This window comes from Candidatus Eisenbacteria bacterium, assembly GCA_016235265.1.
Lineage (GTDB): Bacteria > Eisenbacteria > RBG-16-71-46 > RBG-16-71-46 > JACRLI01 > JACRLI01.
In genome coordinates this window covers 14619-29289 of sequence record JACRLI010000030.1, presented here as the reverse complement: position 1 = coordinate 29289, position 14671 = coordinate 14619, and the positions used below count along the sequence as shown (strand labels likewise).

The window sequence follows — 14671 nt, the reverse complement described above, 5'->3', positions numbered from 1 at the left end:
CCTACCTCGCCACCACCACCCGCCGCACCCAGGACTCCCCGTTCATCGCCAACCTGAGCCAGTACACCCCGCTCGGCAGCGCGCGCCGGGACTCATCGCGCATCTCAAACGCGACCTCCCGCGGGCCGGCCGCGGCTGCGCCGTGGTGCAGCGTGCGGACCCTGCGCCCGCTGGCGTCGAAGAGCGCGAGGTCCACCGAACCGGCGGACGGCAGGTCCAGGCTCACTCGCGCCCGCGCGCGGGCCGGGCTCGGGACCGGCCGGCCCAGCGGCGCGCTCGGCGCGAATGGCTCCGGCCCCACGGCCACGATGTCGGCCTCCGCGAGAGTTGTGTACGGCCCCACGTTGCCGTGGATATCCACCGCGCAGAGCTTGTAGTCGCAGAGGCGCGTGGGACGGTCGGCGAACGCGGTGTCCGACGTGCAGCACACCAGGTTGCCGGCGCACGGGGTGAAGTCGGGTGTGTCGTCGCGGTGGAGGCGGTAGGCCGCCACGTCGGGATCGGGGTTCGCGCGCCAGCGCAGCGTCACGTGGCCGCCGGCGGCGATGCCGGTCAGGCCGGACGGCGCCACGGGCGCGAGATTGTCCACGGAATAGCCGCTGTCCACGCGGGAAGCCCACCAGTCCGTGGCGCTCGCGCGCGCCTGGACGCGGAAGAGCGTGCGGGGATTGGGGCCGAGAATGGAATCGCGGCCGGTGGGGGCGTCGAAGGCGTACTGGGCCAGGCCGGTGGCGGGCACGGTGCCCACCAGGTCCCAGGGGCCTGACGCGAGGCCCGCTCCCGCATGCGCGGCCGCGGCTGCTCCCGGTCGCCCGGTCACCACCGCGCCTCCGCGCCCTACCGAGCCCCGCGTACGCCGCGCGGACTGTGGCACGGACGCGGGCGTCGGCGGCACGAGGTGCCGGACCTCGTAGTGATCCACGATGCCCCCGGGCAGGGTATCCACGTAACCCGGCTCCCAGCTCACGCGCACGCGGCCGCCCTGGTCGCCGGGCACGTCCACGACCGCGATGATGAACGGCTCCGGGTTGCCCAGATAGCCGGAGCGCTCCACGCGCTGCGCGTAGATGTCGCAGTAGTCGCTGGCGCGGGTGTCCTGCCACGCGGCGATGGCGCCGCCTGCTCCGTCCGAGGCCAGCCTCACGCTCCACTGGCTGCCATACGCGGCGGAGACGGCCACGCCCTCGGCGCGCCATGCGGCGACACCGGTCGAGTCCAGGTGCTGGGCGTAGACGTTCCAGCTTCCCGAGCGCCCGTCCTGCCACGCCACCACCGCGCCGGAGGCGCCGTCGGAGACGACCTGTGCCATCTGCCCGTTGCCCTGCGCGCACAGCAATTCACCGCCGGGGGCCCACAGCGGCGCGCCCGAGTGGCTGATCCGCTGCGCCCGGATCTGCAGGCTGTTGTAGATGCGGTAGTCGTGCCACGCCACGATGGCGCCGCCGGCGGGGTCCACGGCGAGCGCGGGCGCGTACTGGTCCTGCGGCGCGTCACATATCGGAACGCCCTCCGCCCCCCACAGCTTCGTGCCCAGCGAGTCGAAGCGTTGGGCGACGATGTCGAAGTACGTGCCCGTGCGGTAATCGGGCCAGGTGACGATCGCGCCGCCGCGGCCGTCGGGGGCGAGCACTGCGCCGTAGGCCGTGCCGGGAGTGGCGCACGCGGGCACGCCGGAGGCTGCCCAGCGCCGCGCGCCGGTGGGGCCGAGGCGCTGCGCGTAGACGGTCGATGTCGGAATCACGCGGCCGTCCTGCCAGGCCACGATGGCGCCACCCGCGCCGTCGGGAGCCACCGCGGCGTTGATCTGCGTGCCGGGCGTCTCGCACACCGGCAGGCCGCTGGAGCTCCACAGCAGGTTTCCGCCCGGGCCGATGCGCTGAGCGTACATGCGCGAGGCGTGATTGCGGTCGTCGCCCCAGGCCACGATGGCGCCGCCGGCACTGTCGGAGGCGAGGACCGGGAACGTCTGATTGCCGGCGTTCGCACACACGGCCACACCGTTCGCCTGCCACTGCCGGATGCCCAGGGAGTCCAGACACTGCACGTGCACACGCCACTCGATGCCGTCGCGCTGGCCCTGCCACGCCACGAGGATGCCACCGGTGCCGTCGGTGATGGCGCGGGGATGGGTCTCGTCGTCGGGGGTGGCGCACACGACGACGCCACCCTCGGCCCAGCGGGGTCGGCCAAATGCGTCGAGGTGCTGGGCGTAGATATCGTGACCGGGCAGGGCGCGGCCGTCTGTCCAGACCAGGAACACACCGCCCGAGCCGTCGGGGAGTGCGACGGGGGAGAGCTGCTCGCCTTCGGCCTGGCACACGGCGACGTTCGTCGTGGAATCGTGCGGCCAGGTGGGGTGCGCGGACTTGGCGGCTCCCGGGAGGGCGAGGGACGCGGCGAGGAGAATGAAGGCGAGCGCGCGGCGCATGGGGCGGCCTTCCATCCGGGGAGGTGGTGGGGTCGTTGATGGTGATTATCCCACCGGGCGGGATGCTCGTGAAGGGGCTTCCGTGTGACGTGGAGGGGTCTAGGCGTCGTGGCGATCCGCAGGGGGTGCGTCCGGTGAAGTCTGAGGCCCCCCGCTCACCACTCTATTCAACCCGGCCCGGTAGCCGGGCGCGAGCTGGGTGGGATCCGTGAGCGGGACCAAGGACCGAATCAGATCGTGGACGGCGGGGATCCCGGGGCTCTTCGCCTCGCACTCAAGGCACAACTCCATGGCGCGAAGCCAGAGCGCCCCGGCCTGGGTTGCGTCTTCGAGCAGGGCGGCTTCTTCGCAGAGCAGATGCGCAAATGTGCTGATGCTCTCGGGGTGCCGCAGGAGCATGGCAGCCGTTGCGGAGTCCAACTGCCGAATCAAGGGAGCCTGCGGACCCGCGAGCAGGGCGTACGCCCGCTTCAGCTCGGCGCGGGCGTGCTCCAGCTTTCCGTCCGTGCGCAGTCGGAAGATGCGCGCCAGCATCTCGGCGACGACGCGGATCTGGCGGAGGACGAAGTCCTCGTATGGGGTCTTGAACATGGCGCCGCCTTACCTGAAGACCTTCCTGTTGTGCCATTCAAGCGCATCTTCGCTCGGCCGGCAGGTCGCGGCACTCGGCCTGGCCGCGAGTGGTGCGCCGTCGTACTTGTAGTAGTCCCGCCCGTTCTCGAACTCCTGCCTGAGTCGCGGGCTCACCCGGAACCGCAGGTCGGGAGTGACGGTCACGTACCCGCCATCGAAGAGCCTGTGGATGTCGGCCCGCAGGGCGATCCCGTTCTGCACGTGATTGGAAGCCGGCCCCAGGTAGGGCTGGATGTGCGCTGCCTCGAGCGTCGGCTCCGATCGTTCACCGGTGACGGCGCAACGCCTGCCGTAGGCGTCCAGGATGCGGACGCGAAACGTCCCCTGTCCCTCGCGGACGACCATGGGAGTGTCGACGTACTGGCGTTGATCTGCGGTGGCCAGGCGAAATCCCTCGGAGAGCTCCTCCGGGTGACCGTTGCGCAGGAGCCTGACCAGGGCCCTCCCCGGTTCCTCATGCAGGGAGTAGGGTTTGTAGCCCTGAAGATTGCGCGGCCACCTCTGCGGCTCCGCCCAGCTCAGCCACTCTGACTTGGGAAGCAGGCGCAGGTTCCGGAGCACGAGGCAGCGGAGTGGCCGGCCGCTGAAGAGAGCCTCCTCGCCCGACTGGCCACGGTACTCACCGATCCGGGTCACGAAGCTCATCAGATCGGGGTCGCCGTTTCGCCACTCGAATGCTCTCCACGCCTCGTTGAGCGGCAGCAACGCAGACGCGGCGAAGAAGCCGTACCCGGCGATCGCGTTGATGGGGCTCTTGAGGCGAAGGAAGAACGGCCCGCCGGGGCTCAGGGCGTGGAACTCGGTCTGGGCCCTCGGCCGCCAGAAGTTCGCCTCGTCCAGCCGCCCATCGGTGGCCTTGGTGCCGAGGAAGCGGAACCAGCGGTCATCCGTGAGGGCCACAACCCCGGTTGGATCGAGAGAGACCGTCACCCTGGAAGCTCCTGTGGGAGAGAGTCGTCAGGTGGATTTCGGGAAGCAGCTTAGGATTCACCGTGCCTCCGCGCAAGACAGGCGCGGTTGAGACCTCCTGCCGGGGCGCTGGCGGCCGATCCAGACGGTGCCCAGCGAGCCGCCCGGGCATTTGTTCCCTGGCGATCGAGGTGATAACATGAGATCAATCCTCACTCCAGGAGTGTGCCCCGGGCCCCACGGGTCTCACCCAGCAGCCCGGGTTGGCCGCCACGTATTCCGGGAGGCAGTGGTCATGAGAGGACGTATCGCAGGGCTCGCCGCGCTGGCGCTGGCGATCTCCCAGATCGGCGGGGCGCCGCCCGCCGCCGGGGAGCCGGCATTCAACTTCAGCAGGTACCTCTTCGGGGAACCGGCGACGCTGAGTGTGATGGTGGTCGAGAAGAACGAAGCGACTGGCTATGCACTCCTGAATGGCGTCGACACCAGGCCGGTGACCGGCCCGTTCACCTGGAACTGGGGGGACGGCGTGGTGGAACCCGGTTGGTTCCCCATGACCCACACGTACGAGGATGTGTCCAGGTCCTACGTCTGCACCGTGATGGCCAGCTACGTCGGCGGGGGCACCGACTCGGCCCAGACCGTGGTTCGATTTGCCCCGCCCTCGATCAACCCGGTCCCGCTTCCCGAGGAGACCGCGGTGACGATTCCCGGCACCGTCGTGGAGCTTACCAGCCGCATGCCCGGCTACGGGATCCCCGGCGACCTCCAGCCCTTTGGCGACGAGTTCTTCACCGACGTGCCCAGGCCCACCGTGGAGTACGTGCTCTCGGCCGCGGCGGCGATCCAGAAGGACATGGTGAACGGGGATGTCTTCCTGGTGGACGGGGGATTCCGGCAGGTCGTGCTCCGCGACTCCGACTTCGGGGGGATGTACTCGCTGTGGTACACCAGCCCCGTCAGCTTTGCCGCCGGCGACTGGGGATTCCAGGGGAGCATCGGGTGGTCCTCGTTCCTGCACGAGATGGGGCACAACCTTACGCTGAACTTTCCGGCCGGCTACTACTACGGCGGCAAGATTGACGGCTGCGCGAACGCCATCTACTCCGAGACGATGGCCCAGATCTACCAGCACGCGACCGCCTACGACCTGGTCAACCAGGGCGCCGCCTACGGGCTGAGCCCCGACCTGGTGCTCGACATCAGGCAAAACGCCATCCAGACCATCCAGGGTGTGAGGAACGCTTACGAGCGCTACATCTCCACGGGCATGAACTTCTCGTCCTGGAACGAGCCCGGGTCATCGGACGACGAGACGTTCGACACCTTCATGACGGTGGCGTACAAGTTCTGCGAGCACGCCGAGAACGCGGGGGAGGGCTACCGCGAGCCGGCGAAGCGGATGATGTGGCTGCTGGCCGCGTTCGATGGGGAGATGCGGGATCGGTATGATCAGTGGAACAACACGGCGGAGGCGGATACGTTTCGGGCCACTTTGATGGTGGCGGCGCAGTCGTTTGCGTTCGGAACCGACCTTCGCGACGAGTTCCGGGGGTTGAACTTCCCGGTGAGTGATGCCACGTACGAGGAGTTGATGGGGAGAGTGACCGGCGTGGACACGGGCCCCGGCGGGAGGATCACCCGTCGCATCCAACTCGCGTGCGCCCCCAACCCGTTCCGTTCCGGCACTACCGTCGCCTTCAATCTGCCCAAGGCTGCCCGGGTCTCGGTCCGGGTGTACGACACGCAGGGGCGGCTGGTCCGCGTCCTCGCGGACGGGTACGAACCCGCGGGCAGCCATAGGCGGGGCTGGAACGGGGCGGACATGCGGGGACGGATGTTGTCATCGGGAGTGTACGTGGTGCGGGTGGAGGCGGAGGACCAGGTTGCGCATGCCAAGGTCGTCCTGGCGCGGTAGGAGAAGACTGGAAGGCCTGGGGCTGAGAAGCTCCGGCCCTGGAGCTGCCAGATCCCCCGAGCCCGGCTGGCTGCTTTCTCCTTGGTCCGTCGGTGCGACTGACCTAGTCTGCACGGAGCACCGACCCCGGCAGATGCGCGACTGCACAGTCAGGTGCGAGTCGGCCGCTGAGGCGCGTCTGTGCTGGTATTCTCGGGCTTGCGCACCGAAGAGGGCGTGAGACTGGACGAATTCCCTGGGTGCGAATCGTCGAGAGAGCCCTCGATCTCATTCACCAGATTCCCCTGCGAGTTGCCAGGCAGAGACGGGAAGACTGATGCGTTACTGGTGGGTCAACCAGAACCAGACATCTCGTCAGGAAATCGAAGGTGGATACCTTTGGTCACCCAAGCGGCGGGCTGATGGAGTCTTGAATCCGTTCTACGATTTCATGCGGGAAGTCTCTCCGGGAGACATTGTCTTCTCATTTGCAGGGACCTTCATCATCGCGCTTGGCTTTGCCGCCTCGCACGCCTACGAGGCACCCAAACCGCTTGAGTTCGGCTCAAAGGGAGCCTACTGGAATCAGATCGGCTGGCGTGTGGACGTGAGGTTCACACGGCTCACCGGGGCGGTTCGCCCCAAGGACCATATCCGCGTACTGGCGCCGCTGCTCCCTGAGAAGTACTCTCCGCTTCGCCGCAGCGGAGACGGTTTGCAGGGTGTTTATCTCACCCAGCTCTCTTCCGAGTTTGCCGGAGCGATCGTGAATCTCATCGGTCGCGAAGCTCAGGAACTGATGCGGGGAACCAAGGTCGCCGACACTTCCCAGATCCAGCCCGCGGTCGGATTGGTAGAGTGGGAGGAACACCAGATCGCAGATCTTAGCCGGGATGAGAGTTTGCCCGAGACTACTCGAGAGGCACTGATTCTGGCTCGTCGGGGGCAGGGCCTGTTCAAGGCGCGAGTTCGGGCCTTGGAGAGGGCTTGTCGGGTTACGCGAGTGGACCGAATTGAACACCTGCGCGCCAGCCACTGCAAGCCTTGGCGCGATTCATCGAACGAGGAGAGACTGGATCCGGAGAACGGCTTGCTGCTAACGCCGAGCATTGACCATCTCTTCGACCGGGGCTTCATCGGCTTCGCCAATGACGGGGAGCTGCTCATCTCTCCAGTTGCGCACCGTGAGTCCCTCGAACGAATGGGTGTGGACTCTGGCAGGCCTGCTAACGTCGGGGAGTTCTCGGCGGGCCAGAGGCGGTTTCTGGAATACCATCGGGAGAACGTCCTCTTGAAGTGCCGGCACTCGGACTAAGTCTCGACGGAGGCAGACTCGACCCGCACGTCGCTCTCCGCTACTCTCTGGGGCGCCCGGAGGGATGGCTGAGCGGTCGAAAGCGGCGGTCTTGAAAACCGTTGTGGGGTCACACCCACCGTGGGTTCGAATCCTACTCCCTCCGCCATTCTCTGAGCCCCAGAGCCGGCCCCAGGCCCCGCTTGGGGCCGCTCCGCACCAGCAACCGCCCCCGAGCGCATCGCGGGAACTGCCCGTCAAGGCCCCCAAAATCCCCCCACATACCCCCCGGCCATATGCTATCTTTCCCGCGCTGCCGGGCCTTCCCGAACCACCAATCGGAAGCCCCGTCAGCGCCCCGCAGTCGCAGGTCCGCCTCAGCCAAACCCTTTCGAGGCCGGCAACCAGCCCCGCGGAACAGACTTGAAAGAACTTGGAAGTACCCGGAGGGGTGGCCGAGCTGGCTTATGGCAGCCGCCTGCTAAGCGGTTGTAGGGGTAAAACCTTACCGGAGGTTCGAATCCTCTCCCCTCCGCCACCTTGACGCAAGTGCCAAGGCGCTGTAGATTCACATCTTGCACGGCCTGTGCGCCCATAGCTCAATTGGATAGAGCGACTGACTACGGATCAGTAGGTTGGGGGTTCAAGTCCTCCTGGGCGCACCACTTCTTCACCACGGGCCGAGCCTCCCGCACCCACGGGGGGCTTTTCCGTTTCCGGGGGACTGCGTGAGCGAGAACCCTGTCGCCGGTCGCCGCACGCCGCCCCGCGCATCCGCGGACGCGCCGCGCCCGCCCGCATCCGCCGTCCCCGGCGCCGCATTCGACGCCACGCCCGAAGACATCCACGCCGCCGGCCTGCTGGCCCTCGAGGCCCTCGAGCGCCACTGGCAGAGCATCTCAGCGCGCCCAGTGGTTCCGTCCGTCACTCCGCGCGAGCTGGACGCCCTCTTTGACGAGCCGCTCCCGGAGGGCCCCGCGCCCCTCGCGGACGTCGTGCGCGAGGCCATCGCCAAGCTCGAGCCCCACGTCACCGCCCTGGGCCACCCGCGATTCTTCGCCTTCGTGAACCCCGGCACCAACGCGGCCTCGCCGCCCGCCGAGCTGCTGGCCGCCGCATACAACCAGAACCTGGGCGCATGGCGCAACAGCCCCGCGGGCACCCATCTCGAAAAGCGCGTGATGCGCTGGCTCGCCGAGATCGTGGGCCTGCCGCCCGGCGCCGGCGGCATTCTCGTGAGCGGCGGCACCATGGCCAGCCAGGCCGCCCTGGGCGCAGCGCTCCGCGCCCGCGCGCCGTGGGACGTGCGCCGGCTGGGGCTGCAGGCCGGCCCCGGCCCGCTCACCGTCTACGCCTCCGAGGAAGTCCACCGCTGCGTGGTGAAATCCGCCGGCCTGCTGGGCCTGGGGGAGGAGCACGTGCGCCTCACGCCGGTGGACCGCCACTTCCGCGCCGACGTGCGCGCCATGCGCGACTTTCTGACCCGCGACCGCAAGGCTGGCGCGGTGCCCCTGGCCATCATCGGCAGCGCCGGCACCGTGAACAGCGGCGCGGTGGACCCACTCGACGCCCTGGCTGACCTCGCCGCCGAGGAAGGCCTGTGGTTCCACGTGGACGGCGCCTACGGCGGCCTGGCCGCGCTGGCCCCCTCCGCGCAACCCCTGCTTGCGGGCATGGAGCGCGCCGACTCCATCGCCATAGACCCGCACAAGTGGCTGTTCGTGCCCTACGAGGCCGGCGCGTGCCTGCTGCGCGATCCGGAACTGCTGAGGAAGGCCTACGGCGGCGCCGCCAGCTACATGCGCGAGGACAAGGACGCTCTGGCCGCCGAAGGCGAACGCACCGACCTGTTCGAATACGGCCCGCAGCTCTCGCGCGGCTTCCGCGCCCTCAAGGTGTGGATGAGCCTGAAGACCTACGGACGGCGCGCCTATGCCGATGCGATCGAGGAGCACTGCCGCCTGGCGCGCTTGCTGGACGAGAAGATCCGCCAGCACCCGAACTTCGAGCTGTGCAGCGAGGCGCAGTTGAGCATCTCCTGCTTCCGCTGGCTCCCCCCGGGCCCGCGCCCCGATCCCGACACGCTCGACCGCATCCAGGAGCGCCTGGCCCTGGCACTGGAGCGCAGCGGCGAGGCCTTCATGTCCGGCACCCGCCTCGCCGGCCGCTCCGTGCTGCGCACCTGCATCCTGTCCTTCCGTACCCGCGAATCCGACCTGGACGCCCTGCTTGAGAGCCTGGACCGGCTGGGCCATGAATTGTCCGACACATCGAGAGGAACCCGTCCATGAGCACCTTCCGCCGCGTTCTCTCCGATGAGCAGGGCATGGAGTTGGCCCTAAACGAAGCCCGCCGCGCGCTGGACGAAGGCGAGGTGCCGGTAGGTGCCGTGGTGGTGTGGGAAGGACAAGTGGTGGGCCGCGGACACAACCAGGTCGAATCGCTGCAGGACGCCACCGCCCACGCCGAGATGATCGCCCTGGGGGCCGCCATGAACTCCCGAGGCTCCGCGAGACTGGACGGCTGCACCCTCTACGTCACCCTCGAGCCGTGCACCATGTGCGCCGGGGCCATCGTCCTGGCCCGGCTGCCCAGGCTGGTCTACGGCGCCGCCGACCCCAAGGCGGGCGCCTGTGGCTCCGTGCTGGACATCCTGAGGGAGCGCCGCCTGAATCACCGGGTGGATGTGATCCCGGCAATCCAGGCAGAAGAGTGCGGGGCGATCCTGACGGCGTTCTTCGAGCAGATGCGGAAGAAGCCGTAGCGCGGCGCTACTTCACAATCTCCCGCCACTGCACCGGCGTCGGCGTGGCCACCGCCGGCGGCACATCCGAGATCAGCAGATTGTCGAAGTACACGTTCCCGATGGGCACCGCGCTCTGTCGGTCATACAGAATGACCCGGAACCGCCGCGTCTGCGGGAGCGTGTGGATCATGGCGGTGTACGTGGTGTAACCCAGGCCCGGGCCGTTCCACGTCACCAGCGGGCTCACCGACGCGTCTCCGAACACGTACGTCGTGCGGACGGTATTGTTGCCGTTGTTCAGTTCCTGGAACACCAGGATGCCGGTCGCGGTCGTCTCCTTGTAGTCCACGGAGATGTAGTAGTCCGTGTTCTGGGTGATGTTGTATCTCGCCGAGCGGAGGTCCCGGCTGCCGACCGCGGTCTTCTGGTTGAACTTCAGCCCCTTGGTGCCCCCGTTGCCCGCACCCGCCACGATCACGCCCGAGTTGTTGTTCGTCCACTTGCCGTTGTTGAGTCCCTGGGCGGATTCAAAGTCCTCGGAGAAGACCACGGTCGCCCGCGCGGTGCCGGCGGCGAAGCCCACCAGTGCCACGCACACCAGCAGGGACGCCGCGCCCCGGGCCCGCATCAGAACTGCACCTGCAGCGACACCACCGCCTGCGCCGAGTTCACCGTGCCGGTGGAGACGTACCGCTTGATGTCCGCGGGCAGGGGGGAGCCGTCCACGTCGTTGCGCGTCACGGTGACCACGAAGCTGCCCTCCTGGCAGTTCTTGCCCGGCGCGGCCAGCCCGGCCCACGCCGTGTCCAGCTTCACTTCCGCCAGCGCGTACTGCAGGCCCGCCTCGGCCACGTAGAACGCGGAGGTGCGGGCGCGGTGCTTCGAGGCGGCGTCCCCGTCGGTCACCACCGCGCGCGAGGTGACCAGCAGGAAGCCCAGCACCATGATCAGCAGCGCCAGCGCGCCCACCAGCAGGGAGCCGCGCTCGCCCGGGTTCGCCGCGCGGCGACAGGCGATGATCCCGCGGCAGGCGATAGTCTCGCGGCGAGCGGCGCCCGGGCCGCGCGAGGCCTGCCCGCGATGCGCGGGGCGGCTAGTTGCGCACATACACCACGTTCCTTTGCGCCAGCTGGGCCCCGGAGCGGCTCAGCCGCAGGTACACGGATACCGTGCTGATCCGGTCCGCCGAGGCGGCCGGGTTCCGCAGGGTGTCGAGGTAGGCGAACGCCAGCGAGTCCACGCTGCGCGAAAGCGTGTCCACCTGGGTGTCGTACTTGGCCAGCAGCGGGGCGCCCGGCGTGCCGCTCCAGGTGAAGCGCACCGAGTCGCCGCGCACCGTGTCAAAGCCGCAGTCCTGCGCGGACCACTGCGCGAACGAGACGCCGCCGTCCACCAGCCGGATCTCCGAGACCAGCGTGGCCATCACGCGGCGCGATTCGGCCGTCTCGGCCGCGAGGGCCGCCTGCGTGGCCGCCATGTCGGTGGCCGCGCGGAACGCGGTGGCCACCCCTGCGGCGACGACGCCCAGAATCACGATCACCATCACGAGTTCGATCAACGTGGTGCCGCGCTCGCCCCGCGCGCCTTCGTCCCGAGGGCCTTCCCCCCGCCCTCCGCGTTCGCCGCCGCGCCGGCCTGCCATGGCGGATCGCGTCCTCACTGCACCACCCACGCGAACAATGTCACCTGCGTGTTGTCGGGCGCGGTCACGGTCACCGAGACGTTGCGGTACGTGACGCCGCTGTAGGTGGAATCGGTGGCGATGGTGGTGGCCCGCGCGTAGCCCGGGAACCCGGTGACCGGGCTCTCGGCGGGGTAGTTGCCGGCCACGATGTAGCTCCAGCCGCGGCTCACCAGGGCCCGGTCCTGGGCCACGTTCTCCAGCTTCTCCTGCGCCAGCGAGGTGGCCGTGGTGACGTAGGCCCCCTGGTGCAGGCTCTGCAAGCAGTTGTTGCCCAGGCTGATCAGCGGCGGAATGCCGACGGCGAGCACCATCAGCACCAGCACCAGCTCGATCAGCGTGAAGCCGCGGGAAGCGCCGTGTGCCCGGGGAACGCGCTGCGCCCGCGCGGCGAGCGCCGGTGCGTCCACCCTCGGACACGCCCTCATCGCACGTACCCCGTTCCCGGCTCCACGCGCACCGTGTCGGTGTAGGTGGAGGAGCCGGTGCCGGTCAGGATCACCAGGCCCATGGTGGTGAGCACGTTGCCGGCCGAGTCGCACGGCGTGCCCCAGGAGTTGAACCGCACCCCCGGCGTGCCGCCGAAGTTGGCGTTGGTGATGGCCACGCCGCCGGAGTAGCTCGAGCCGTTCAGCGTGAAGCTCAGGTTGCCGCGGGTGTCCGAAGGGTCGGTGATGGCCGCCCCGGTGGGGGTGTAGTAGATGGTGTAGCTGTTGCCCGCCACCGAGAAATTGGCGCTCACGTGGTCGTGTCGGAGCATCGCGTACTCGCGCGCGTAGGTGAGGTCGCCCACCAGCCGCCGCCGGGTGATGTCCAGGTTGGTGCGGCCGCGGTCGAACCAGGCCGGAATGGACGAGGCGGCCAGGATCCCGATGATGGCGATCACCAGCACCAGCTCCACCATGGTGTAGCCGTTGCGCGCGAGCCCGGCGGGCATGGACCGGCCCACCGGGTCCGCCGGGGCGCAATTGAGGCCGGATCGGCGAGGACGCGGGTTCACCCTCGAAATATCGGCAATTCGGCGGGCGGCCTGTAGGGGCGGGAGAGCCGGCCTGGCGGGTGTCGCTGAATACGCCCGCGGCGGCCGATTCGCGTGTGCAGAGGAGTGGAGCAGCCGCGCGCCGTCTCGCTCCTGAGACGCCGGATCTGACGAGTCCCACGTCACGGGAGCGCCTTGCCCGCCGCGGATGCCCCCAAAACCCCGATTCTGTGGCGATCCTCCACAACTCGCTGCCGGAAATCGCTACAGCGTCGTAATCTCAGCGCGCACAATCACATTCGCAGTTCTCCACACTCAGCCAGGCTCGGATTGCCGCAATTCTCTACGTTCCCGGCATCGGCATTCCGGCATGAAATCACCTTCGAGACCCCCACCTCAAACGCGCAACGCGTTGCAGTCGAGCACCTTCGTGTCGGCGTGCCGCATCCTTCCACACCCGTGGCACGTTCCTTCCAATAGTAAATAGACGCCGGGTCATGCCGGCTGGGGCTTGGAAGGGCTGGGCAGACAGGCTTACTTCCCCGCGAAGAACCGGAGAAACCGGAACGGAGCGGGTGACACGGGAGGCACGAACATGACCGTCATTCTGGTAGTCGCGACGATCCTCCTCTTCCTGGGGATGGATTGGCTGGTCCGGATCCGCAAGCAGCCGGCGGGGGTGCCCGCAGTGGCTCGCGGCAAGTCGCACCCGGTGCGGGTGCGCGTTCCGGCGGGGGTGTTCTTCGCGCGCTCGCACACCTGGCTCAGCATGTACCCCTCGGGCAAGCTGCTCGTCGGCGTGGACGACTTCGTGAACCGCCTGCTCGACACGCCGCGCGTGACGCTCCTGAAGCGCGCCGGCGAGCATGTGGAGAAGGGCGAACCGATGCTGCGCCTGGAGTCCGAGGGTCGCTCGCTCACCGTGCGCTCGCCCATCGAGGGCGAGATCCTCACCCCCAACACCGAGCTGGAGAAGCGCCCCGAGCTGATGCACGAGGACCTGTTCACCGAAGGCTGGGCCTACGCCGTCCAGCCGGGCCGCGCGGGGCAGATGCGCCAGATGCTGCTGGGCGAGGAGACCCGCCGCTGGGTGCAGGAGGAGTTCGCCCGGTTGCGCGACGTGTTCGCGGGCGCGGGCGCCACTCCGGCGCTGGGTGCCGTGGCGCTGCAGGACGGCGGCCCGCCGGTCACCGGCGCGCTGAAGCAGCTGGACCAGAAGGCCTGGGCGCGGTTCGAGGACGAGTTCCTGCAGGTCGTGTAGGGCACGGGACGAGGGGGAGACGAGCATGAAGGCGAAGGCCCTGCTGATTGACATCACTCAGTGCGTCGGGTGCAACAACTGCCAGGCCGCGTGCAAGGAGGCCAACAGGCAGCCCGACACGGTGGAGAACCGGCTCACGCCGACCGCCTACACCGCGCTGCAGGAGTACGAGGGCGGCGTGTACGTGCGCCGCATGTGCCAGCACTGCAAGGAACCGACGTGCGCGTCGGTGTGCCCGGTGGGCGCGTTCACCAAGACCGCCGAGGGCCCGGTGCTCTATGACGAGAGCAAGTGCATCGGCTGCCGCTACTGCATCCAGGCGTGCCCGTTCCAGGTGCCGCGCTACGAGTGGAGCAGCAACAACCCGCGGGTGCGCAAGTGCCGGCTGTGCGCGGAGCGCGTGGCTGCGGGCCAGCCCACCGCGTGCGCCGAGGCCTGCCCCACCGGTGCCACCAAGTTCGGCGACCGCGACGAGCTGCTCAAGGAAGCCTACGAGCGCATCCGCAACAACCCCACCGGTTACGTGCACCGCGTGTACGGCGTCACGGAAGTGGGCGGCACCTCGGTGCTGTACCTCTCCGCGGTGCCCTTCGAGAAGCTGGGGTTCAAGACCCAGGTGGAGACCACCCCGCTGCCGGCGCTCACCGCCAACGCCATGGAGAAGATCCCCGGCGTGGTGACGGTGGGCACGGCGCTGCTGTACGGCATCTACTGGATCACCAACCGCCGCGAGGAAGTGGCCCGGGCCGAAGGCGGGCCGGCCGTCCTGCGCGACAAGCTCACGCGGGGATCCGACGATCACGACGGCCATATCGGCCACGGGAAGTAGGGCGGGGGACCGAC

At 68.7% G+C, this 14671-nt stretch carries 14 protein-coding genes and 3 tRNA genes; 9 read left to right on the top strand and 8 right to left on the bottom strand.

The features are described from left to right. Window position 1 precedes the first annotated feature (1 nt). The 3 genes from HZB25_14285 to HZB25_14275 form a co-directional block, all read right to left on the bottom strand. Window positions 2-2428 (bottom strand): hypothetical protein, encoded by a 2427-nt coding sequence (locus tag HZB25_14285; protein ID MBI5838401.1) that lies wholly within the window; start codon window positions 2426-2428, stop codon window positions 2-4. Window positions 2429-2527: 99 nt separating this feature from the next. Continuing rightward, the gene (locus HZB25_14280; protein MBI5838400.1) at window positions 2528-3019 is read right to left on the bottom strand and encodes a hypothetical protein; all 492 of its coding nucleotides are present in this window, start codon (window positions 3017-3019) and stop codon (window positions 2528-2530) included. A 9-nt stretch (window positions 3020-3028) separates the two neighbouring features. After that, window positions 3029-3991, bottom strand: a complete 963-nt coding sequence (locus HZB25_14275; GenBank protein MBI5838399.1) for an HNH endonuclease — start codon at window positions 3989-3991, stop codon at window positions 3029-3031. A gap of 274 nt (window positions 3992-4265) precedes the next feature. On the opposite strand from HZB25_14275, the gene HZB25_14270 reads away from it, so the two are divergent. The 7 genes from HZB25_14270 to HZB25_14240 all read left to right on the top strand — a co-directional run bounded on the left by HZB25_14270 (window position 4266) and on the right by HZB25_14240 (window position 9925). Beyond that, window positions 4266-5888, top strand: a complete 1623-nt coding sequence (locus HZB25_14270; GenBank protein MBI5838398.1) for a T9SS type A sorting domain-containing protein — start codon at window positions 4266-4268, stop codon at window positions 5886-5888. Between the two features lie 316 nt (window positions 5889-6204). After that, window positions 6205-7182, top strand: a complete 978-nt coding sequence (locus HZB25_14265; GenBank protein ID MBI5838397.1) for an HNH endonuclease — start codon at window positions 6205-6207, stop codon at window positions 7180-7182. Between the two features lie 58 nt (window positions 7183-7240). After that, window positions 7241-7330, top strand: a tRNA-Ser gene (locus tag HZB25_14260). A 276-nt stretch (window positions 7331-7606) separates the two neighbouring features. Continuing rightward, window positions 7607-7699: transfer RNA gene (locus tag HZB25_14255), tRNA-Ser, on the top strand. 50 nt (window positions 7700-7749) lie between these two features. Continuing rightward, window positions 7750-7826 (top strand) — tRNA-Arg (locus HZB25_14250). Window positions 7827-7889: 63 nt separating this feature from the next. Next, window positions 7890-9452 carry a hypothetical protein gene (locus HZB25_14245; protein ID MBI5838396.1) on the top strand — a complete coding sequence of 521 codons (1563 nt, stop codon included), beginning with the start codon at window positions 7890-7892 and terminating at the stop codon, window positions 9450-9452. A 35-nt stretch (window positions 9453-9487) separates the two neighbouring features. Then, entirely contained in the window at window positions 9488-9925 is a 438-nt protein-coding gene (locus tag HZB25_14240) for a nucleoside deaminase (GenBank protein MBI5838395.1), read from the top strand. Between the two features lie 7 nt (window positions 9926-9932). On the opposite strand, the gene HZB25_14235 is transcribed toward HZB25_14240, so the two are convergent. The 5 genes from HZB25_14235 to HZB25_14215 form a co-directional block, all read right to left on the bottom strand. After that, window positions 9933-10535: a hypothetical protein gene (locus tag HZB25_14235; protein ID MBI5838394.1), complete on the bottom strand. Its 603-nt coding sequence runs from the start codon at window positions 10533-10535 to the stop codon at window positions 9933-9935. Next, window positions 10535-11014, bottom strand: a complete 480-nt coding sequence (locus HZB25_14230; GenBank protein MBI5838393.1) for a hypothetical protein — start codon at window positions 11012-11014, stop codon at window positions 10535-10537. The genes HZB25_14235 and HZB25_14230 overlap by 1 nt, the downstream gene beginning before the upstream one ends. Next, window positions 11001-11465, bottom strand: coding sequence for a hypothetical protein (locus HZB25_14225; protein ID MBI5838392.1), 465 nt, complete (start codon window positions 11463-11465; stop codon window positions 11001-11003). Before HZB25_14225 ends, HZB25_14230 begins: the two co-directional genes overlap by 14 nt. Window positions 11466-11563: 98 nt before the next feature. Then, complete coding sequence (locus HZB25_14220) at window positions 11564-11998, bottom strand: prepilin-type N-terminal cleavage/methylation domain-containing protein (GenBank protein MBI5838391.1); 435 nt, start codon at window positions 11996-11998, stop codon at window positions 11564-11566. Window positions 11999-12012: 14 nt separating this feature from the next. Further along, on the bottom strand, window positions 12013-12525 hold the full coding sequence (locus HZB25_14215) for a type II secretion system protein (protein ID MBI5838390.1): 513 nt from the start codon (window positions 12523-12525) through the stop codon (window positions 12013-12015). A gap of 637 nt (window positions 12526-13162) precedes the next feature. Between HZB25_14215 and HZB25_14210 the strand changes: the two genes are divergently transcribed. Continuing rightward, window positions 13163-13828, top strand: a complete 666-nt coding sequence (locus tag HZB25_14210; protein MBI5838389.1) for a hypothetical protein — start codon at window positions 13163-13165, stop codon at window positions 13826-13828. A gap of 25 nt (window positions 13829-13853) precedes the next feature. Next, window positions 13854-14657: a 4Fe-4S dicluster domain-containing protein gene (locus tag HZB25_14205; protein MBI5838388.1), complete on the top strand. Its 804-nt coding sequence runs from the start codon at window positions 13854-13856 to the stop codon at window positions 14655-14657. Window positions 14658-14671: the final 14 nt, after the last annotated feature.

Coding starts and splice junctions, on each gene's coding strand:
- HZB25_14280 (MBI5838400.1), bottom strand. CDS start 3,019: ATGTTCAAGACCCCATACGAGGACTTCGTCCTCCGCCAGATCCGCGTC.
- HZB25_14270 (MBI5838398.1), top strand. CDS start 4,266: ATGAGAGGACGTATCGCAGGGCTCGCCGCGCTGGCGCTGGCGATCTCC.
- HZB25_14230 (MBI5838393.1), bottom strand. CDS start 11,014: ATGTGCGCAACTAGCCGCCCCGCGCATCGCGGGCAGGCCTCGCGCGGC.
- HZB25_14235 (MBI5838394.1), bottom strand. CDS start 10,535: ATGCGGGCCCGGGGCGCGGCGTCCCTGCTGGTGTGCGTGGCACTGGTG.
- HZB25_14285 (MBI5838401.1), bottom strand. CDS start 2,428: ATGCGCCGCGCGCTCGCCTTCATTCTCCTCGCCGCGTCCCTCGCCCTC.
- HZB25_14205 (MBI5838388.1), top strand. CDS start 13,854: ATGAAGGCGAAGGCCCTGCTGATTGACATCACTCAGTGCGTCGGGTGC.
- HZB25_14265 (MBI5838397.1), top strand. CDS start 6,205: ATGCGTTACTGGTGGGTCAACCAGAACCAGACATCTCGTCAGGAAATC.
- HZB25_14240 (MBI5838395.1), top strand. CDS start 9,488: ATGGAGTTGGCCCTAAACGAAGCCCGCCGCGCGCTGGACGAAGGCGAG.
- HZB25_14215 (MBI5838390.1), bottom strand. CDS start 12,525: ATGCCCGCCGGGCTCGCGCGCAACGGCTACACCATGGTGGAGCTGGTG.
- HZB25_14210 (MBI5838389.1), top strand. CDS start 13,163: ATGACCGTCATTCTGGTAGTCGCGACGATCCTCCTCTTCCTGGGGATG.